Raw genomic sequence first — 20,959 nt, 5'->3', positions numbered from 1 at the left:
GTGACAAACATGATCCAAGGGCGACGGCGCGAGCGGACCGCACGCCGGTCTCATCCCGCGGCGAGGCAGACGGGGCGGAGCCGCCTGTCGACTCGGGCTCAAGGGCGTGCCCCGGGTTATATACGCGCCACACGGAGCTGTGGTCGTCCGGCGAGGGTCCGTGAGAGGCATGAGAGTTGGAAGCCTCATCGAACACTCTCGCGTCGCGCATCTGCTACAGATTTACGTGAACCATTTGTCCTCTTAGCGACCTCGCCACTCGATCCGCTCCCCCTCCATCGCGCAGCGCCCGGACTTCTTCAAGAGCTCTATCCCGACAGCGATCCGCTCGCTGACCTTCGCCCCCGCTCGCTGGATTCCGAACAGCCGCGCGGTCTCCCGGATCAAGTCATCACGGGTGGTGGAGAGGCTACGCGAGAGCAGCCAGGCGGCAGCAGCTGCGATCTCCTCGGGCGGCACAATCTCCGCAGGACGCGGCTCTCCAGTGCTCGCAGGTCCTCGAAACGTGGACCAAGTGTCATATGCCTGATCGGCACGCCATACGAAGTCGCCCCGCATCACTGCCATGCCCGGGATGCCACGGATGTGCTCGATAAGGTGGTTCCGCAGGCGATCGGTAATCCTCGTGCCTCCGAAGCACGCAGCAACGCGTCGCGAGAGCTCATCGAGGTGGATAGGTGCCTCTACCGCGAGGATGCCAAGTAGACGCGCGCGCAGCTCCTGAGCTCCAGCTCCGTTGTAGATCGCGTCCACGCCGAATGGAGCAGGCGTGAGCTCCGCCTTCACGTAGGGTGTGACCGGCGGAGGCTTCGGTGTCAGATTGGGACTCGTGTTGACGCTCGCAACAGGCAGCGTTGGTGTCCGCGCCTCCTGAAGGGGCGCTGCCGTAATGGCTACCGGTGGACGTGGCGTCGGCGCCCTGTTGCCCTCTTCCAGAGCGCGCCGCACGGCCTCCTCAAGCCGCTCAACCTCGCGGGAGCGCTGGAACCACCAATCGGAAGACCAGACCCGATGTAGCTTCCATCCGAGCCCTTGCAGTACCTGCTGCCGGAGCCGGTCGCGATCGCGAGCCGTCGCCGCCGAATGGTAGCTCGCGCCGTCGCACTCGATGCCAAGCAGGTACACGCCCGGCCGCTCGGGATGCACCACCGCGAGATCGATGCGGTACGAGCCGCACCCGACCTGGCAGTCCACCCGGTACCCCTTGGCGATCAGGGCTTCGTATACCTCGCGCTCGAAGTCGCTGTCGAAGTCGCCGCTGCGCAGCACCGGGCGCTGCTGCGTCGAGCTGCCGCGCTCCGCGACATAGCGAAGAAATGCCTTGAGATGCCGCGCACCGGTCGCGTTCGTCCGCGTAAGGTCGATCTGCTCGTGCGTCAGCGTGGAGAACACGCGCAGCTTCATCCGCGCGCGCGTGATGGCGACATTCAGCCGGCGCTCGCCGCCACTGCGGTTGAGGGGGCCGAAGTTCATCCAGACGCGCCCGGACTCATCCGGACCATACCCTATGCTAAACAGGATCTCGTCTCGCTCGTCGCCCTGCACGTTCTCCAGGTTTTTGATGAAGACCGGCTCCGTCAGGCTGTTCGAGAAGTGCGCCTCGACCTCGGCGCTCTTCCCGCGCGCCTCGTCGAGCAGATCCTGGATGAGGAGCTGTTGCGCCAGGCTGAAGGTCACGATCCCGAAGCTGCGCTCGCCCGGCGACGTGCCGCGGAGCGCACTCAAGAGATAGGCGACCAGCGCCTCGGCCTCCGCGCGGTTCGTCCGTGACTTGCTCTTGTCGTAGACACCACCGGCGACGTGGTGCCACTCGACGCCGAGCTCGGGGACGCGGCCGTGCGCCGCCGGGAACACGTTCAGGTTCCGCTCGTAGTAGTGCTGGTTGCTGAAATCGATGAGCGCCTCGTGCCGGCTGCGGTAATGCCAGCCGAGCATCTGCTGCGGCAATCCGGCAGCGACGGCCTCGTCGAGGATGCTCTCGAGCTCCTCGACATCGTTGTCGTCCACCGGCGCGTCGTCCGCGACGCCGCGCTGGAAGAAGCTCGTCGGCGGGAGTTGACGCGAGTCGCCCACGATCACCACCTGCCGACCCCGGGCGATGGCGCCGATCGCATCGTGGGTGCAGATCTGTGAGGCCTCGTCGAATACCACGAGATCGAAGCGTCGCCCGTCCGCGGGCAGGTACTGCGCCACGGAGAGCGGGCTCATGAGAAAGCAGGGCTTGAGGCGCATCGACAGGTTCGGCATCTCGCCGAGCAGCCGCCGGATCGGCAAATGTCGGGCCTTCTTGCGCAGCTCGCGCTGGAGTTTCCCTGTCTCCGACGCCTCCGAGAGCGCGCCGTCCACCTGCGGCAATCGCGCGTGGAGGATCTCGGCGACGCGCTGACGGCCGAGCTGGATGTGCTCCTCGTCGGCGCTCCGGAAGCGCTCCACGACGCGGTGGCGGTTCGGCCCGTCGAACGTGCGGAGCGCGGGCTCGGCGTCGCGGATCGCGTCCACCCAAGCCTGCAAGAACGAACGCTCGGTGCACGCAACCACATCGCCCGAGCCGAGAGCGTCGGCCTGGTGTGCCGCGATGATGGGCCCGGCACCCCACTGAGCGAACTGCGCGGCCTGCTTCCGGTACAGACACGAGGAACGGAACGCGCCAAAACCCTGATGCCAGCGCGACAGGAGCTCGTGCGCAGCATGCAGGTAGCCGGGGCGGGTGTCATCGGGCCACACCCCGCCGAAGGGCGCGATGCCTGCTAGCGCGGTCTGCACGTGCGTGCGCAGTGTGGCAAGTGCGCCGGAGAGGACCTGTGCCTGCGAGTCGACAACGTTGCGGCGCTCCGGGGAAAGCGCCGGGTCGGTGAGCGCGACGACCCGGTCGAGCGGAGCCGAGGAGGAGGCGCGGTACCGGCGGAGCGCCGTGCGGAACGCATCGGCCCGCGCGAGCACAGGCGCGGGATCATCGTGGTCATTCCCCGTCCAGCAGCCGCCGAAGGCATGGACCAGCCCGGCCCGTTCGCGCTCGATCTGCTCCGCCGTGCCCAGCGCAGCGCGCGCGAGGGTGAGATCGCTGGAGATCTCCTGGTTGGGCGGCAATGCGCCGCGAGCCACGAGCTTGAGCCGGGATCGGGCGCCCCAGAGGAACAGGAGAGCGAACAGAAAGAAGCTCTGCGCCCAGCGCTTGAACAGGGCCTCGAGCGCCGCGAGGTCCAGCTGGTAGACGGACTCCTGCCAGCGCCTCCCGAGCCGCTCCCGCCACTCCGCCAGCGTGCGCGTTCGCCCGAGCCACTCCTGCATCTGTCGGCGCAGATCCGCGCTGCCCGCCTCGTCGACGAGCAAAGGAGGTACAGGGCCGCTCGCTGCCGCGGCCCCGAGCTGCGCGAGCTCGTCGATCCCGGTGAGCGACTCCGCCATGGGGACGCCGAGAAGGGACGCAAGCTGTCGCGCGGCCGCGTCCACGGCCGCGATGGCCTGGAGGGCACCTTCCACCGCTGCGCGAAGGGCCTGCTCGCCTTGCGCCGACCATTCCATGAGCCGTGCGTCCCGGTACGGGTGCGCGGTGATCGGATCGACGTCGCGGGACGCGACCGCGTAGGCGTTCGCCGCCTCGAGCAGCCCACGGAATTGCACGTCGGTCGACGACATGACGTTGGCGAAGGCGACGGGGATCCTCTGCGCGCTGGCGAGGGCGAGGAGGCGCGCGCTCGCCTGGTAGAAGCTACGACCGAGCGGGCGCGGCGCGTGGAGAGCGCGCGCGTAGGCGTTGAGCTCTGCTCGCAGCTTCCCGAGCTCTGCCGAACGCTGGTCCCATGCCGAAGGCGCTGTGCTCACGACGCGTGAGAGGCTCTTCCCGAACGACTCGATGACCTGCTTTTTCTGCGCCTTGTGGCTGTGCAGCTCGAGGCAGAAGTCGCCGAGGCCCGCCTGGTCTAGGCGCCGCTTCACGACGTCGAGCGCGGCCATCTTCTCCGAGACGAAGAGCACGGTGCGGCCCTCGGCCATGGCCGCGGCGATGAGGTTGGTGATCGTCTGCGACTTGCCAGTCCCCGGCGGCCCCTGGAGCACGAAGCAGCGCCCGGCGAGCGCCGAGCTGATCGCCGCCATCTGCGTCGAGTCGGCGTCCACGACGACCGGCAGGCGCGCCGGCGGCACGGTGTCGTCGAGCGCGCTCGGATCCATCGCCGGCGCGGCGTTGGGGAACGCCGTCTGCGCGCCGGAAGCGATGTGGCGAACCACCGGGTTCTCCAGGACCGCCGTGGCGTTGTCCTCGAGATCGCGCCACATCAGGAACTTGGTGAACGTGAAGAGCCCGAGGTGGACCTCCTCGCGCACCTCCCAGCGCGGCATCCGCTGGATCGCCTGGCGCACCGCGCGAAACATCGCCGGGACGTCACGTCCGTGCTCGTCCGCGTCCAGGTTCGCAAGGGCGCCGAGATCGACGGCGAAGTCGCGATGCAGCTTCTCGGCGAGCGTGACGTTCGGAACCGCCTCCTCCGGGAGGCCGCGCAGGCGCAGGCGCCGGGTCGTCCGCTGGTATTCGAGCGCCACCGGTACCAAGAGGAGCGGCGCGAAGCGGGGCTTGTCGCTGGACTCGGACTCGTACCAGCGCAGGAGCCCGATCGCGGCGTAGAGCGTGCTCGCCCCGCCCTCCTCCAGGTTCGTTCGCGCGCTGCGATCCAAGTCGATGGCCCGGGTCCGGAGCTCTTGCTCCAATAACGGGCTATGCACGATGCCTTTTTTCAGGTCATCGCGCAGACGCGCATGGAGCTCCGCGTCGTCGGCGCGCGCCTTGGCGAGCCTCTCGTCGCGCGCGTCCCGGCCATCGGACGGCCGCGGGAGCAGGTCGAACACCTTCTCGTCGGCCAGCGCGTCCTCGAAGGCCGCCGCGTCCGGGACCTCGAGCGGGACCGAGCCCTTGACGTCCGCCCGGAAATTCAGGAGCCGGTTGCGCAGCGAGAGATCGAGCAGGCGGTCGCGCCACTGCTTGAGCCGCGCGCTGACCGGATCCGTCGGACGCGGGGCGGCGACCTGCGGGGGCTCCTCAATCGGCATCCGCGCGGCCTCGAGCAGCAGGGTCCGGGCCTCCCCGGTGACTCGACCCGGGTCCACCGCGACCGAGGGCTGCGCGGCGGCGATGCGCATGAGATCGCGGAGAGGGAGCGGCCGATAGCGATCCAGGCGGGCGACACGAACGTCGACGGCGAAGACGAACTCGGCGTCCCGTGAGAGGTAGTCAGTTGCGACGACCTTCGCCCGATCAAAACGGGGCGCCGGTGAGTGGATGATGGTGCTCGAGTCAAAGAAGAGGAGCTGCTCGAGCGCGACGGACGTGCGGAGCCGGGCGGCGTCGTTCACCACGCATTCGGGGAAGCGATCGTCCACGAGCCACACGCCCGGGAAGGCGTGCCCGTGGACGGTGACGATCAACGGCCGGAGGCCCATCTGCTCGAGGCAAGCGGCCGCGAGCAGCGTCATATCGAGGCAGTTCGCGAGCTGGTCCTCCAGGATGCGATCGGGGAAGCGGACCTTCTGCCCCACCTCCTCGAAGCTCGCTGGCATCTCGGCGTACGAGATCCCGAAGCTCTGGAGGGTTTCGTAGAGCGCGGTGACCATCGCGGTGACGCGGGCTGTGGAGCGGCTCTGGTAGCCATCGAGCGCGTTGTTGCCCGTCGCCCGGCCGAGTCGGTCGCGCACCTGGCGGAGCAGGAGCATGACGACCGGATGGTTCGGCGTGACGAACATCGCGAGCAGCGCCGGAGGCGCCCGCAGCCCGGGCCACTCGTTGTATGCGAGTACGTCGATGGCACCGGAGCTCCCAGCGAGGGCTTGTCCCCCGGCAACCAGCTTCCACGCGATCCGCGCACGCTCGGCTTCGATGACGGCGCGCAGCCGCTCGGACGGCAAGGGAAGATCCACGACGCCGAGGTCGGCGGACTCGCCGCCGTGCACCGTGGGTACCTGGACATGCACGGGCGCGCCGAGCTCCGGTGCGAGCTCGATCGTGAGCACCGCGCCCTCGATCGGCGCCGAGCCACGGTTGCGTATCTGCACGGAAGAGACGGTGGGCACTCCCGCCTGCTCGAGAGCGAACGTCAGGGTGCGCGCGTGCTCGAGCTCAACGGTTACCGTCGGCTGCTCTTGGGTCGTCATGCCTGCCTCAAAGCGTGTGTACGACGAGCCGCTCAGATCCGAGCGCCCGCCGCGCCGTTTCGACCATGTGCTCGTGATGGGTGAAGTAGAGCACTTGCGTGCGTTCTGCGAGATCGCCGAGGATGCGGAGGGCTGCCTCGGAGCGCGGGTCATCGAAGTGAATTAAGATGTCATCGGCGACAAAGGGGAGACGCTCATTCCGGCTGACATACTGTTCGATGACGGCGAGCCGAAGCGCGAAGAAGAGCTGATCCCGCGTGCCATCGCTCATCCCCTCGACGCCCACGCTCTTGCCATCCGGTCGAACACCGAGAAGGACCGGCTCGTCATCTTTCCCGAGGTCGACGACGAGGCGTGAAAAGGAGCTCAGCGTCAGGCGCTCGAAGAGTGTGCTGGCACGGCCGAGAATGGGCCCCTGGTTCCTCTCGCGATAGCGCTCGATCCCGCGCTGGAGCAGGGCACTGGCGAGCGTCAGCCGAATCCATTGCTCCGCTCCCTCGTGGATCTTGGTGATCTCGGCCTGGGCGCTCTGGGCGGCCAGCGCGGCCTGGTCGCCGCCGCTCATCGCGTCGAACCGGGTGCGCAGCTCGCCTTCCTTGCGCGCGAGCTCTGTCTTCTCGGTGTCGAGCTGCCTTGCCTCCTCATCCCGCTCCTGGATCAGCCCCGGCAACGTATCGCCGTTCGCGCCTGCCGCCTCGGCGGCGAGGTCTTGAAGCGAGCGCCCCCCACCCCCGGCGAGAAGGTGCCGCTCGGCGGTGCCGAGCCGGTGCTCCAGGTCGCGCCGCTGCTGCCAGGTACGCTCGATCGCGCGGAGGTCATCGAGCGTGGAGCAGGACGCGCTCCGGCACAGCTCCTCGAGCTTCGCGGCGTGGCGAGCGATGGCCGCGCGGCACTCGTCCACGATGCGCGCGTGATGTGCGATCTCGGCCTCCAAGCCCTCACGCTGCTTCGCGTCGGTTCGCGCCAGGGCGAGCATCTTCGTGAGGCGGTCGGCCGCGTCGACGGCGCCCAGCGCCGCGAGCTCGGGGGCGGCGGCTGTGACGCATGCGCTGACAGCTTGCTCGAAGGTTCCCCTGTCCTCCCCGATGCGGCGGATGCGATGCTCGAGCTTGTCCGCGTCGTCAAGCTTGCGGCTCGTCTCATCGCAGAGATCCAGGATCGCCTCCATCTCCGCGGGCATGACGGTGAGGTCGCGTCCGAACCTGCTCGCAAACACGCCCCACCGGGCGCGCCACTCTTCAAGCTGCGCCTCCTTGTAGGCATAGCTTTGCCGTGCGGCGTCGAGCTTGGAGCGCAGGCTGTCGATGGTCTGGAGCAGCGACTTGCGCGCGTTCCGTTCTGCAGCGCTCTGCTCAACGAGGCGCTGCGCGCGTGCGAGAAGCATGGCGAGATCCTCGTCGCCGCTCGCGCCCTGCTCGCCGACGAGCGTGAGCGCACGGCCGATCGACCGCCGCGCATTCGCATGGGTCTCCTCCAGCTCACGTAGCGCGTCCTGTCGCACGCGCGCGGTGGCACGGCGCTCGAGGACGCGCGTGCGTTGAGCGAGCCATTTGAGCATCTCGTCCGGCGGTTGCGGCGCGAACCCGAGCGATGGCCAGAGAGCGCGCCATTCCTCCTCGGTCCGTATCGCGCTCACCTCGACTCCCCGGAGCTCGCCCTCCTGCGCTGCAACGAGATCGCGCCGGCGCGCGACCTCCACGAGGAGCGAGCGATGACGCTCTACGCGCGCTGCCTCGGCGCGCAGCGTATCGGCGAGCTCGTCGGCCGCCGCGACGCTGTCCTCGTAGGCGTCAGCGAGCGGCAGACCCGGCGCGAAGGCTGCAGCTTCCGCGGCGACGTCCTCCCGGCCGTCGATGAACCCGCGGCGCAGAAGCCGAAAGCCGCGTTCGCGGCGCCGGCGGGCGCTGCGCACAGCCTCGGCCGTCGGAATTTCGCCGGCGGCACCAAGGTGGGTCAGCTCGGCCTCGGCCCGATCGAGCTCTTGGCGCGCATCCTCGAGCGCACCTCGCGCCCGTATCTTCTGCTCATGTTCGTCACGGAACGCGCGCGCGAAGCGGTCGATGATCGCGTCCGGAGGGACCGGAAGCGCCTCCAGCTCGACGTCACCGAACGTCCAGAAGGCCAGCTTGCGCAGCGCCTGTGTGAGCGCCTCGCCAGCGGCCGCCGCCTCGGTTTGCGCGGTACGCAGGCTCTTGCCGGGATCACCGAGCTTCAGCGCCTCACCCACAGCGGCGGCGAGAGGCGCCGTGTCTCTCGGCTCGACCGAGCGCGCCAGGGTGCCCTCTGCCGTGCGCAGGTCGACCTCGTAGCCCTCGACCGTCTTGCGAGCCTGCTCGTGCTCTGCACCGAGCCGTTGCTGCTCTCGGACCATGTCGCGAATGGCGGCGATCTCGGGGCGCCGGGGGAGGATCTCGCGCACCTCGGCGTCCTTCGCCCTGAAGCCCGCCTGCCCCAGCAGGCGGGTGATCTCCGTCCGCAGCTGGCGCAGCTCGGCCTCGCGCTTCGGGAGATCAGCAAGCTTGCTCTCGATGTCGCCCCGCTGGCGCGCGAGTCGCTCGATCGCGTCAGCCTGCGTCAGCACACCCTCCCGTGGGGTGATTGCATCCCGCCGCCCCGAAAGGCGCACGATTTCCTGCTCGGCTCCGGTGAGCCGTCGCCTGGCCTCCCCGAGCGATGACTCGGCATTTTCCCGCTGCGTAGGTGCGTCGTCCGGAAGATCGGGCACAAGAGCGAGAGACATACGCTCCGCGAGCAGCGCGCTCCGCTCTGCGAGCGGCAGCAAGTTGCGCTGTATCCGGTGCAGTTTCTCCCGTTCTGCCCAGAGCTCCTGCACGCGCTTGCTGACGTTCTCGAGCTGCACCCGAACGCCTGTGAGCTCGTCGCGGACCGCGCGCCACTCGTCGCCCGAGAGCGCGCGCTGCTTGAGTTCCTTGCGCACCTCGGCAAGCCGCTTCAGGGCCTCGTTGATGAGCTGGTTCTGGCCTCTGGGGCGGAACAGCTTGCCCGCGTCGCCGTCGATTTCCTCCAGCACCTTGCGCATGCCGGCGAGCCCCGCGCCGGCCTCGAAGAGGCCGAGCCCTGCGTCCCCGCCGTCCTTGAGCAGCGCTTCGCCGCCTTCGCGGAGCTGCTCGTGGTCAAGGCCAAAGATTCGCTCGAAGAAGGGGCGCTCCAGGGCTCCGAGGAACGGCTTCAGGGCGCCGTCGTCGAGGACGCCCTCCTCGGCGTCGAGGAGCGTCTTCACGCGTCCTTTACGGCGGAAGAACCGGAGCGTAGCGCCGGAATCGCTCTCGAGGGCGGCCCCAACGCGGAGCGTCCGCTCGTCGTGCAGGAACGCGGCCGGCGACTGGTGAGGGAACCCGAAGAGCAGATCGCCGAGCGCGCGAAGGGTCGAGGTCTTTCCGGCCTCGTTCCGGCCGTACACCACGTGCACGACGCCGCCCTTGTCACCGAAGGTCAACGTCCTCTCGGTGAACGGGCCGAACGCCTTGAGGTGGAGCTCGATGAGCCTCACTGCGCTGCGCCCCAGGCATCGATGCGCGCTAGGAGCAGCTGCTCGGCGTCGTCGATCAACATGCGGGCTTGCTCGGGATTGCGCAGGTCGGGCAGCTCCATCGCCTCGCGCACGTCATGGGGCAGCTTGCTCAGGAGCTTGTCCATTTCCTCGACCAGCGCGCTGATGGCGCCCGGGTCTTCAACGACCTCGCGGACCGACCGCAGGAGCTCGCCGATGGCGTCGTCACGCTTTCGGACCTCGTCGAGGTCGCGGAGCGGCTGGGTAGCAGTCTCCACCTTCTCGACCCACACGTCGTCCTGGCCCGCCTCGACCCCGGCGGCACGGACCTGGTGCTTCCATAGGTCCGGGTGCCGAACGATGGCATCATGGGCATCGCAACGTCCCTCGATTCGTACCCGAGCGGCGAGAAAACGCCCCTCGGCCTCGGCGCGCTCACGGCGAATCGCGTCACGGACGCGGTCCAGCACGTCGTCCAGCGTCACCGCACCTGAGACGTCCACGTTCACACAGGCCCAGCGGAGCACGTCGACTGCCCGGTGATCGGTGACGACCTGGCCCTCATCGACGCTGACGACCGTGCATCCCTTGGCCCCCGTCTCGCGCACATTGCGACCCTGCACGTTTCCGGGAAAGACTACCCACGGATCCTTGCAGAGCACCTCGCGCTTGTGAACGTGGCCGAGTGCCCAGTAATCGTAACCACGGGCGCGCAGGTGGTCGAGTACGCACGGCGCATAGGCCGAGTGTCCCTCGCGCCCATCGAGCGCAGTGTGGAGCACGCCTATATTAAACCAGCCTTTTTTCGGCGTCGGGTAGCTCGCGGCGAGGTTCTCGAGCGTATCGCGCTTCGCGAAGCTCTGCCCATGCAGTGCAACCTTGAGCCGCTCGATGGTGACCGTCTCCGCCTTCTTCCAGCCGAAGATATGAACGTTGTCTGGTGGAGCTAACCGCTGGGTAATCTTGCTCTCTGCGTCGTGGTTGCCGCGTACCACGTATGCGGAGATGCCGCGCTGTCCGAGGCGCGCCATCTGCTTGGCGAAGTAGAGACCGGTGTTAAAATCTGGCCACTCGCCGTCGTAGAGATCGCCGGCGATGACGAGGAAGTCTGCTTCTTCCTCGATGCAAAGATTGACCAGGTTTTCAAAGCCTCTGCGTGTAGCTCCGCGGAGCGATTCGACCGGTGCGCCGTCATAGGCGCTCAACCCTCTCAGGGGGCTATCGAGGTGAACGTCTGCGCAATGAACGAACTTCAAAGCTGCCCCCCTCTCACGAAAAGTGACCACCAAGTAGCGGACTCACACCTTGACCTAGCCCCAGCTCGTTGAAGTGCCGACCGCGGCATGCCCTTTGTGCTCCGGCAGCGCTTTTATAAATCACATGCCATGCATGGGTGTCATGCTGACCGAAAGTTCAGTGCCGCAGACACCGGGAGTGGATTGCTCACTCGGTGGCAGTATCGCCCACGTAAGCGCTCGCTACCGCGGTACCCCGTCGTTCTCGCTGCCCCAACGGCGTGCACCGGGAGCAGCCAGAACGTGGCCGCGAGCTTTCTTAGCCCGCGAGCTCGTCTGCTTGTCCTGTTCGCGAACGGTAGGGGGCGCTGTCCCTCGCAGCGGGCCACCATCACGAGCCCGTTCAGCACGGCGACGCCCGACAGGGCGATGAGGCCCACGGCCGCCGAGATCGACATCGGCAGCCCGCGACCCCAGAGCGCGAGGGTGCCCCCGGGCGTGCTGAGCTACCTCTGCGTCGTCGACACCAGCCGCGGCGGGGCAGGCTCCGGAACGTCCGACCATGCCGCCGCGCCGAGGGTGAGCCCCTCTTCTCGAGCCGACGACGTAAGCGCGTCGTGACCGTCCTGCATCTCGCCGATGGTCCTGCTTTCGGGCGCCGTTAGGGATGGCCGAGCGCCACTCCCAACAGACCAACAGCCTTGCAGGCGAGATAGGAGGCATGCTCCCGGCAGAGCCGCACGGTATACACCTCGGTCTCCTTCGGCATCCTACTGCGAGCTTTCGTTGCTGAGGCGGAACCCGAGCCGCAGGAGATGAAGATCCATCTCGGCCTCGAGCCAGTCGTCGAGAGCCCTGCCCTCCCGGCGTCCACCGCGGAGCCACGCATAGTAGGCGGCTACCGCTATCTCCTCTTGCGTCGGAGCGTTTGCTTCATCGTGCTCCTTTGACACGAACTCGATGGATTCGACATGCCGGCGCACGATCTCATCGCCCTCCGCCTCCCACATCGTCCAATCTACGTGCGGTGGTAGATTCATCGATATTTTACCGCTGAACGGGCTGCATTGGAGGAAGCACGCGAGCTCGCGTCGTCCATAGCCGAACCCTACCATGTAGAAGAGCAGGTCCGCGGAGCGACCTCGTGCGAGGCGGAAGGACAGCTTTCCCACGTTGAACCGCCGCTCGCCCGAGAAGAAGCGCGGTTTCAACCATCGCGTCTTGCCCCGGATCCACTCAACATACTGATGAAGGTTCGGAAGGTCCTCCGGACGCGCGACGAAGACCGCCATTCGCGCGAGCGCTCGCGCAACGTAGGCCGGACGGAACGAAGGCAACATTGCGTTGATGAGCATGCCGCGTTCGGTCCTCTTGATGGAGACACGCGAGTCTCCCGGCTGAGTGGCGATGTGGATGGTGCGACCCTCTGTCCGAATGTGGCCAGCTCGTCCATCGAGCTTCAGCGTTCTCTCGCTCGCCAACATCATGGCCGTCTGCATCTCGATACCGAGAAAGGCTGCAAGATCAGTTTCGTATCGGCTACCGTGACTGTTGCAGACGTCGCACTCCTCCAGTGACAGGATGACCTGGTTCCCGAGCGCCTGCGGCAAGACATGCGCCTTGCTCTTGAAAGTCGCCTCTGGCCGACGACGTTCACAGAAGCGACATACGTACGGCGTGAGTGAGGGAAGGGTCTCCTCAGTGCCGACATTCGGCTCGAGCACGCACTCATAGATGACTTCGTACTCATCAGCGTTTGTCATGCGACCCCTGGTGATGTCCAATGAGCCGTTGTTAGCTCAAGATGTCCTGCACTTCCCGTTCGAGCCACTCGAGGGTGGCATCGGCGCGACCGAGCTCTAGGCGGGCCTCCTCGAGCCACCGGGTGGCGTCGTCGCGCTGGATCGTGCGTGGATGCTCGCCCACGCGCGCCAGCAGCTCTCCGGTGTCGAGCGTGGGAACGTCATGGTCGCCGGCGCGCCACACCGCTCGGCGCACCGCGCCCTCGACGACGCACCGGATGTCCGACGGCGTGAACAACCGCGTGCTGGCTGCGAGCGCGTGCATGTCGATGCCGTCAATGCCACGGATGCCGCGCCGCCGATCGCCGCCGAGGTAGTGCTCGAAGATTTCGCGCCGGTCGTCTTCCTGCGGAGGAAAGACGGGGATCTTCATATCGAAGCGACCGCTCCGGCGCACGGCCGAGTCGATGCCGCGGGCATAGTTCGTGGTCGCGACGACGACGACGGAGCGCCCCGAGAGCCGATCGAGCTGCGCGAGGAGCTCGTTCACCTGCCGCTTCTCGTCCGTGTGCATGTTCATCTCGGACCGCTGCGGGGCAACGCCGTCGAACTCGTCCAGGATCAACATCGAGGGCGCCTGCTTCAGGGCCCAGGTGAAAACCTCGCGGATCTTCTCGACCCCCTCGCCGAGCCACATCGAGGTCAGATCGCTCGGCACGAGCCGCCGGCACGTAAGGCTCGCCTGACCCGCCAGCACGCGTCCGATCAAGCTCTTGCCGCACCCCGGGAGCCCATACAGCAGCAATCCGTTCGGGGCGCTCACGCCGAAGCTCTGATAGCGAGAGGGGTCGACGAGCGGCGCGAGCAGATCGCTCTGCAAGCGGGCCTTCAGGTCGGCGTAACCCGCGACGTCCGTCCAGTCGAGCGGCCGCTCCACGATCGGCTTGCGCGCCTCGCGCCACGCAACCCCTCGGATGCGGACCTGCGGGCGAGGAGGCTCGATCAGGCTCACGAAGACCGGGCGACGATCCTGCAGGTCGACGAAGCCGAGGCGAACGCGCTCGAGCGCGTCGCCAGCAACGTTCCGTACGATGGCGGATACCTGGTGCCGGGCGAGCAGCGCGACGTCGCGCGGGAAGAGGAGCCACACGTGCTCGCACTCGAGCATCGCGGCCCGTTTCGGGCGGAGCTTGTTCTCGAGGAAGAAGAACGGGTTCGACCCGCGGAGCGCGATACCGCGCAGTGTCTCGACCTCGACCCAGAGCTTCTTCCCCACGCGAAGGTCGGGGCGTGCGACCTTCATGTCCGGCACATCCGCCTCGGGCTCGTCGACATCCGCGGGGATCTCGAGCACGCGCTCCACGAGCACGTTCTCGTTCGGGAACCGGGTCGCGAGGTGCTCCAGCATCACGGCCTTGAGCACCATGTGCTCGGTCCCCTCGTAGCCCGCGTCAAACTTGGGATGCGTCACCTCGTACGTGGCCCGATCGAGGAGCGCATCGGCTGCGCGTGCCGCATCGGCGAAGAGGCTCGAGAGCTGCACCTCCACGTCGCCATCCTGCCAGTCCGCCTCCACCGACGGCGCACCGGTGTATGCGGCAAGCCAGCGGAGAATCTGAGGGTAGTGCGGATCGTCGGCGGCGCGACGCGCGTCAGAGCCGGGGTCGGCCGTCGTCGTCGTGAATATCGCGCGCACCCGGTGCGTGTGCGGGATGAACGCCTCGCGCACGAACGCCGTGAGCTCGTCGTCGACCACGTCGTGCGGGTCGTCTCGGATCAGGTAGACCGCACCGACGCCGGGGAAGTCGTCGCTCTCGCGGCGATCGCCCTGTCCGGTCACGGAGCGCAGGCGCGACAGCGTGAGGACCTCGGGGGCCTGCGCGACCCACCGCCCCATGTCGTCGAACCGGAACGTCAGCGCCCGCCGCCGTGTGAGCGCCGCCAGGACGCCGGCGAGCAGCGTGAACATCTCGTCGGACGCATCGACCATCAGGCACACCGTGCGGCACGACCAGATCGCCGCCGTGATGTCGTGCCAGAGGGCACCCGAGCGCTCGCCCGTCGGCGCATCGTCGACGTGGAAGCCGAAAGTGAGCGGATCGACCGGCAGATCAAGCTCGCCGTCCTTCCACGCGACCACGCCCCGTGCGCTCCCGTCGCCGTCGCGCGCCGCGCGCTGGGGCTGCTCGCTGCTGACGGGCGCGTCGCTCTTCCAGATGGTGATGTAGTCGTTGACGGTGCTGCCGCTGAGCTTGTGGGCGTAGCCCCATCTCTGGATGTTCTCGAGCGCCGACGAGAGCGATGTCTGGCGCACGCGGGCGCTCGCGGTGTAGCCGAAGCCCTCGAGGAAGGTCCGGAGCTTCATCCGTGTGCGGCCGCGATCCGAGCGGGCGATGGATGTCGCGAGCTCCTCGCGAAAGTGCTCGCTGATGGTGTCGAGGAAGTCAGTGCGGTCGGGCATGGGTCGGTCTCCGCAGTACCTTCGCGGGAGCCTACCAGCCCCAGCCGCGAGCGAGCCCTGCGCGGTCTCTCCACGGCGCACGGGAACCGCCACCTACAAGTCCGCGGTGGGCGACGGATTCGACGTCATCATCGCCGGCACCTGGCATGCTCGTAAGCGAAAGCCCCGGCTCATCGAGTCTCGGTTCTTACGGACCGGGTGGGGAGGCGTACGCCCGGGCGAAGCCGCAGGGACATGGCTGAGGCTCTTACTCGGCGTACTGAGCGTGACGCCGCGGATCGGGGCGCGCGACATGGTGGAGGTCGCGCGACCTGGCGTGTCGCGCCGGACGATGATCGGCTCATTGCGGCCGATGTCCCGGATGGACTCGATGATCGACGTGATGCCACCGCGCTGGCGCATTCACCCCTCGGGAACAACCACGTCATCGATGGGCACCAGCCGGCCCTCGCCGGACAGGGTTCGGTTACCCTTTCGACAAGGGGGCAGATCCGATCTGCCTCGCGCTCCATCTCGATCACGTTTTCGTCCGACACCCGCTCACCCCTGAGCCACTCGTCCAAGTTGGACGGATCGTTCTCCTCAAAGCGCTCTCACTTCGTGAAGCGGTGGTTTCGCACGCTCGCCACAACGTCGTCGTGGTGCCCCTGCCCGTTAACGATGGCCGGCACCAAGCCTCTCGCTAGGCGCTGGGCTGGATGCGCGTGCTCCGGCAGTAGCAGCGAGGTCGCCAAAGCTCGGGGAGATCCTTGCCCCGCGCACGACGCATCCGGGTAATGCGTCACCAGACCACGGGCTATCGAGAGAGCTCGTTGCAGGGCGACCGCGAATCCTGGCTGCTCAAGCCGTAAGTTGCCTCACACAGCTAGGCCCCGAACCAGGGACCTGCCGTGCCAGAAATTTGCCAGAACCTGCGTCCAGACCTGTCCGCGCCTGTCCACTCCCGTCCACGTCCCGGACCGCGCGAACTACCCGACATCCTTGCAGAAACCAGCGGAGGAGAAGGGATTCGAACCCCTGGTTGAGTTGCCCCAACGGCGGTTTTCAAAACCGCTGCCTTCGACCGCTCGGCCACTCCTCCAAACATCCAGAACGACTCGCTTTTCTGCCTCTTCTACCGCCCCCTGTCAACGCCGCCCTGAGAACCCGCCCCCTACCCTACCCTGCTCCGGGCCGCCCCTGAGCTCTCCGGCCCCGGCACTTCCGCCCCCACCAGCATCTCCCACCGCCCCCACCGCCCTTCGCTCCCTGCCCTTACTTCTCCCTCCCCACCGCCGCCCCCGCCACCGCCCCGGCGCCCTGCCCCCCCACCCCGCCCTTCATCACCTCCGCCAGCCACTTCCCCGCCACCGCGCACGTCCCCACCGCGCTGACCTCCCCTCCCCCGCCTCCCCCGCGCCTCGCGTACGGCCCTGCCACGATCGCCACGTCGCTCCCTCGCGCCGTCCACGCGATCGGCCCGAGCGCCGCCCGCTGCCTGCACACCTTCCCGAAGCGCCGCTCGATCAGCTTCCCCGCCTCTGCCGCGTCGCTCGCGCTGTCGAACCGCAGCCGCCACGCGAGCGCGAACTCTCTCCGCGACGGGTCCTCCGGGTCATCCCGCCGCACCACCGCGAACCGATCCCCGCCCCACCCCGCCGCCGCGCCGATCGCCGCATCGCGGTGGGCATACGCCGCGAACGCGATGCGCAGCGCCTGCTCGCCCATCACGTCGTCGAAGACCACGCGGAACCCCGGACCGAGCGCCGCGGCCGTCGGGACCGCCACCGCGACGGCGGGCTCGCGCGCGGCGAGCTTCTCGGGGTGGAGCAGCTGCTCGGTGGTCTCCGGCAGCGCGCGCCAGACCGCATCCACCGAAGCCCACCCGCCGTCCCGGCGCAGCGCCTGCACGAACGCGAAGCCGTCCGTGTACGGGGCGCCCAGCGACTCCTGCAGCACGAGCGGCGTGTCGCCCACGGACGACAGCGCCGTCGACATCGCAACGAGCCTGCGGAGCATCGACTCGTCGACCTGAAACGCCGAGCCGACCAGCACGTCGAACATCGCGCTCATCGCCTCGCCCTCGACGAGCGCGTGTGTGGCCGCCAGGCGATCGCTGTCGCCGAGCTTGAAGTCGAGCAGCCTCCCCAGCGAGAAGCTCTGGTCCTGGAGCGCGTGGACGAGCTCGTGCGCCAGCGTCTCCTCGGCCTCGGCCTCGCTGAGATCGTCGACGAGGTACATCGTCGCGTCCTCCGGCTCGTAGAAGCCCGCGATGCGGCCCTCGAGCAGGCGGTACATCCCGGCGGTGAAGTCGTAGTCGGCAGGGATGAGCTCGAGCGCCGCGAGCACCTCGCGCTGGTGATCGAGCACGCCCTCGGGGATCTCTCGCTCCACGTGCGCGCGGACCCGCTCCAGGATCTGCCCGCGGGCGAGCACGCGGCTCCGCACCTCGCGGTGGACCGGCAGGCCCCGCGCCTTCGCCACGCGTGCGAGCACACGCGCGATCTCGCCGTCGGTCAGGCGAGCCGCATCCTCGTCGAGCTCGCCCGCATCCACCGGGCCTGCGCCCCCGGCCGGCCGAGGCGCAGCTGACGCCGCAGGCAGCGTCGCGGCCGAGGCCTGCGCTCGCGGCGGCGCCGCAGGCGCGGCCGCCGGCGCGCACCCGGCGAGCACAGCCGCCCCGATCAACCCGATCGCACAACGCGCCTGACCCACCGCGGCAGCGTCCTCGACGCGCCGGGTCACGACGGCTCCCCGGCGGGCGCGCGGAGCGCGCGGATCGCCTCGGCATACCGCGCGACGCGCACGTCGAACGGCGGATCCTCGTCCCGCGCCACCGCGCCGAACACCGCCGAGCCCGCGACGAGCGCCCGCGCCCCGGCGGCGATCACCTGCCCGGCGGTCGACGGGGCGACGCCGCCGTCGACCTCGAGCGCGATGTCCAGGCCTGCCTGGTCGATCGTCTGGCGCAGGGTCCGCAGCTTGGTGAGCGCCCCCGGGATGAACCGCTGGCCGCCGAACCCGGGGTTGACGCTCATCACAAGCACCAGATCGATGTCCGCCATCACGTGCCGGATCGACTCCTCCGGCGTGTGGGGGTTCAGCACGACGCCAGGGCTCGCGCCTGCGTCCCTGATCTGCTGGAGCGTCCGGTGCAGGTGAGGCGACGCTTCGACGTGGACCGAGATGCGATCGGCGCCGGCGGCCGCGAACTCCGCGACGTAGCGCTCGGGCTCGACGATCATCAGGTGGACATCAAGGGGAAGACGCGTCGCGGCGCGAACCGCGCGGACGACGAGCGGCCCGATCGTGATGTTTGGCACAAACCGGCCATCCATCACGTCGACGTGGATCCAGTCGGCGCCAGCGGCCTCAGCGGCCCGTACTTCCTCCGCGAGACGACCGAAGTCAGCCGACAGGATCGACGGAGCGACGATGATTTTGTCGTGACGCACAGGGTAGCGCTAGCAGGCGTGACGCGCGGCGGCTAGCCGAGCATCCCACGAGCGCGCTTACGGGGAGGCCGGCGCGGCTGCTAGGCTGCGCAGGTCTTCGCGAAGCGTTCGTGTCGTGCGCGCGGACGCTGCAGATCGAAGGCTGGGGATCCGAACCGTTCGAGTGAGGTGATGCATGGAGACACGGCCGCTGACGAAGCCCGACTACGACCGGATCGTGGGTGAGATCGATCGGTGGTGGGCAGGCCCAACCAGCGCGCTCGCGCACCCGATCTTCTTCTACGAGCTCGGCAGGCTCGCGCGCGTCGTCGAGGATCGCGGGTTGCTCGTCGGTTTCCTGCTCGGGTTCAGGTGCCCGGACGCGGCGGTCGGGTACGTGCACCTCGTCGGCATTCACCCGGACTATCGCCGCCGCGGCGTCGGCAGGATGCTCTACGCGGCGTTCGAGGAGGACTGCCGCCGCGAGGGCTGCCGGCAGCTCAAGGCGATCACGACGCTCGGCAACGAGGGCTCGGTGCGCTTCCACGCCGCGGTCGGCTGGTCGGCGGCCGAGGTCGAGGACTACGCCGGGCCTGGGCGTCCGCGGATCGTGTTCACCAAGGACCTCTAGCGCGGATCGCGCGGAGCACGCGCGTGTTGCGGCGTACGCTCTCGACGGGGTACATCTGCTCGGGACCGCGAGGTGGAGCGATGCGAGAAGGCGAGCATGTTCGCGACGTGGTGGTAGGCGTTGTCGGGTCAGCCGACAGGACGGTCGCCGCGGGCGCCCTCGGTGCATCCAGGTGAGCGCTAACCCTTCGCTGATCACGCAGCTGCGCGAGATCGGGCTGTTCGGAGGCCTGGGCGATCACGTCCTCCAGGGCCTCGCCGACACCCTGGAGCTGCTCGATCTGGAGCCGGGCGCCGTCGCCTTTCGCGAGGGCGACAGCGGCCGCGAGATGTTCGTGCTGCTCTCGGGGGAGATGGAAGTGCTCAAGCGGTCGAAGCGCGACGTCGAGGCGCGCGTCGCGGTCCTCGGGCCGAACGACTGGTTCGGCGAGATGTCGATCCTCGACGTGATGCCTCGCTCGGCGACGGTCCGGGCGATCGCCCCGTCGCGCTTGCTGCGCGTCACCGCGCACGATCTCGACACCCTCTACCGGCGCGATCTCAAGTCGTACACGCTGCTGGTGCTGAACATCGCGCGCGAGATGTCGCGCCGCCTTCGCGTGGCGGACAGCCTGCTCGCCGAGCTCGTAGCGAACATGCTCGACGAGTACGCGCGGCCGCGGCGACCCGGGATCTGATCCGGCGCCGCCGCGTCAGTCGGCGCCGAGCGCTCTGCCCGCGGGCGCCGGGCCCGCCGGTCGCCTCATCCGCCGTCTGGACCGATCGCTCCACCGGCGCCGGCTTCGCCACCCGCGCCGCCTGCACCACCGCCGCCGGCGTCGCCACCGTCGCCACCCGCGCCACCCGCGCCGCCCACACCACCAGCGCCGGCTTCGCCGCCTGCGCCGCCCGCATCACCGTCGTCGGCTTTGCCACCCGCGCCGCCCGCACCACCGCCGGCAGGGTTGGCCTGTTCGCCCCCCGTGCTGGTTGAACCGGTGCTGCTAACGGCCCCGGTCGAACCGGCGCCGCTCGAACCAGCCGCGTCTGGCGGCAGGAGGCCACCGCCGCCCGCGCCGTCGTCTTCGCCGGGATCGCCGGCGGCGACGCCCCCTCCTGCGCCAGTCGCGCCGACGTCTCCGCAATCACCGCACCCGATGCCCCCCTCGGCGGGAGGCTCCGGTTGTGGATTGAACACACAGCCCGCAAGGACGACCCCGAACACAAGGACGACAAGCTGGCGCATAAGCTCCCTCCTCATAGCACCCTGCGCATCTCCCTGCCCGCTTGTGCGGCGCTCTCGTCCGCGGGAACGCTGCGTCGAGCGCGATCCGTCGGCTGCTTCTCGCTCGCTCTTACCGCCGGGTCGACATCGCCGTCAGGCCCGGGCCGCGTGCTCCTTCAGCCGCATTCCACGGCACCGGCGCCTCCAGCGCCGCCCACACCGCAAGGCTCGCCGCCCGCGCCACCCGCGCCGCCCGCGCCACCCTGGCCGCCCGCGCCGCCCTCGCCGCCTCCAGCACCGCCCTGGCCGCCCGCGCCGCCCTGGCCGCCCGCGCCGCCCGTGCCGCCCTCGCCGCCTCCAGCACCGCCCTGGCCGCTTGCGCCGCCCGCCGCGCCCCCATCGCCACTGCCGCCCGCGCCCGTGGTCTCCCCGCTGCCAGCGCTGGTCCCTGCCGCCGTGTTGCCGGCGCCCGTGCCACCCGAACCTGAGCTGCCCATCGCCGCACCTGTCGACGTCGACCCCGAGGGATAGGGATCCCTGTCATCGAACGGCGGTTCAGGCTGCGGGTTGAACGAGCATCCAACCGCGAGGAGCAGGGTGAGGAACAGCAGGCTTCGCATGG

General features: G+C 68.8%; 11 protein-coding genes, 1 tRNA gene and 1 pseudogene. 2 read left to right on the top strand and 11 right to left on the bottom strand.

Annotated features, from left to right (window positions below; genetic code table 11):
* Nucleotides 1–243: 243 nt before the first annotated feature.
* The 9 genes and pseudogenes from WMF22_RS44710 to rpe form a co-directional block, all read right to left on the bottom strand.
* A complete protein-coding gene (locus tag WMF22_RS44710) occupies nucleotides 244–6,141 on the bottom strand; it encodes a DUF3320 domain-containing protein (protein WP_438033671.1) in 5,898 nt (1,965 codons plus the stop codon).
* A gap of 7 nt (nucleotides 6,142–6,148) precedes the next feature.
* The gene (locus WMF22_RS44705; RefSeq protein WP_438033670.1) at nucleotides 6,149–9,652 is read right to left on the bottom strand and encodes an AAA family ATPase; all 3,504 of its coding nucleotides are present in this window, start codon (nucleotides 9,650–9,652) and stop codon (nucleotides 6,149–6,151) included.
* Nucleotides 9,649–10,938, bottom strand: a complete 1,290-nt coding sequence (locus tag WMF22_RS44700; protein ID WP_438037332.1) for a metallophosphoesterase family protein — start codon at nucleotides 10,936–10,938, stop codon at nucleotides 9,649–9,651. Before WMF22_RS44700 ends, WMF22_RS44705 begins: the two co-directional genes overlap by 4 nt.
* Nucleotides 10,939–11,048: 110 nt before the next feature.
* A pseudogene (locus tag WMF22_RS44695) lies at nucleotides 11,049–11,375 on the bottom strand (hypothetical protein); the annotation flags it as partial.
* 282 nt (nucleotides 11,376–11,657) lie between these two features.
* On the bottom strand, nucleotides 11,658–12,650 hold the full coding sequence (locus WMF22_RS44690) for a DUF2934 domain-containing protein (protein WP_438033669.1): 993 nt from the start codon (nucleotides 12,648–12,650) through the stop codon (nucleotides 11,658–11,660).
* 31 nt (nucleotides 12,651–12,681) lie between these two features.
* Nucleotides 12,682–15,090 carry an AAA family ATPase gene (locus WMF22_RS44685; RefSeq protein WP_438033668.1) on the bottom strand — a complete coding sequence of 803 codons (2,409 nt, stop codon included), beginning with the start codon at nucleotides 15,088–15,090 and terminating at the stop codon, nucleotides 12,682–12,684.
* Nucleotides 15,091–16,084: 994 nt separating this feature from the next.
* Nucleotides 16,085–16,171: transfer RNA gene (locus WMF22_RS44680), tRNA-Ser, on the bottom strand.
* 173 nt (nucleotides 16,172–16,344) lie between these two features.
* Nucleotides 16,345–17,814, bottom strand: a complete 1,470-nt coding sequence (locus WMF22_RS44675; protein ID WP_438033667.1) for a hypothetical protein — start codon at nucleotides 17,812–17,814, stop codon at nucleotides 16,345–16,347.
* Nucleotides 17,811–18,524: a ribulose-phosphate 3-epimerase gene (gene rpe / locus WMF22_RS44670; protein WP_438033666.1), complete on the bottom strand. Its 714-nt coding sequence runs from the start codon at nucleotides 18,522–18,524 to the stop codon at nucleotides 17,811–17,813. The genes WMF22_RS44675 and rpe overlap by 4 nt, the downstream gene beginning before the upstream one ends.
* A 175-nt stretch (nucleotides 18,525–18,699) precedes the next feature.
* On the opposite strand from rpe, the gene WMF22_RS44665 reads away from it, so the two are divergent.
* Both WMF22_RS44665 and WMF22_RS44660 read left to right on the top strand, forming a co-directional pair.
* Nucleotides 18,700–19,134, top strand: coding sequence for a GNAT family N-acetyltransferase (locus tag WMF22_RS44665; RefSeq protein WP_012240797.1), 435 nt, complete (start codon nucleotides 18,700–18,702; stop codon nucleotides 19,132–19,134).
* A gap of 172 nt (nucleotides 19,135–19,306) precedes the next feature.
* On the top strand, nucleotides 19,307–19,810 hold the full coding sequence (locus tag WMF22_RS44660) for a cyclic nucleotide-binding domain-containing protein (protein WP_437295998.1): 504 nt from the start codon (nucleotides 19,307–19,309) through the stop codon (nucleotides 19,808–19,810).
* 65 nt (nucleotides 19,811–19,875) lie between these two features.
* Here WMF22_RS44660 and WMF22_RS44655 read toward each other — a convergent pair whose 3' ends face one another.
* On the bottom strand, nucleotides 19,876–20,358 hold the full coding sequence (locus WMF22_RS44655; RefSeq protein ID WP_438033665.1) for a hypothetical protein: 483 nt from the start codon (nucleotides 20,356–20,358) through the stop codon (nucleotides 19,876–19,878).
* Between the two features lie 155 nt (nucleotides 20,359–20,513).
* Nucleotides 20,514–20,957 (bottom strand): hypothetical protein, encoded by a 444-nt coding sequence (locus WMF22_RS44650; protein WP_437295996.1) that lies wholly within the window; start codon nucleotides 20,955–20,957, stop codon nucleotides 20,514–20,516.
* Nucleotides 20,958–20,959: the final 2 nt, after the last annotated feature.

Origin of the sequence: Sorangium sp. So ce204, from assembly GCF_051526795.1 — a bacterium.
Taxonomy (GTDB): Bacteria; Myxococcota_A; Polyangia; order Polyangiales; family Polyangiaceae; genus Sorangium; species Sorangium cellulosum_B.
This window is presented reverse-complemented; position numbering and strand designations above follow the sequence as displayed.

Coding starts and splice junctions, on each gene's coding strand:
- WMF22_RS44710 (WP_438033671.1), bottom strand. CDS start 6,141: ATGACGACCCAAGAGCAGCCGACGGTAACCGTTGAGCTCGAGCACGCG.
- WMF22_RS44690 (WP_438033669.1), bottom strand. CDS start 12,650: ATGACAAACGCTGATGAGTACGAAGTCATCTATGAGTGCGTGCTCGAG.
- WMF22_RS44685 (WP_438033668.1), bottom strand. CDS start 15,090: ATGCCCGACCGCACTGACTTCCTCGACACCATCAGCGAGCACTTTCGC.
- WMF22_RS44665 (WP_012240797.1), top strand. CDS start 18,700: ATGGAGACACGGCCGCTGACGAAGCCCGACTACGACCGGATCGTGGGT.
- WMF22_RS44655 (WP_438033665.1), bottom strand. CDS start 20,358: ATGCGCCAGCTTGTCGTCCTTGTGTTCGGGGTCGTCCTTGCGGGCTGT.
- WMF22_RS44650 (WP_437295996.1), bottom strand. CDS start 20,957: ATGCGAAGCCTGCTGTTCCTCACCCTGCTCCTCGCGGTTGGATGCTCG.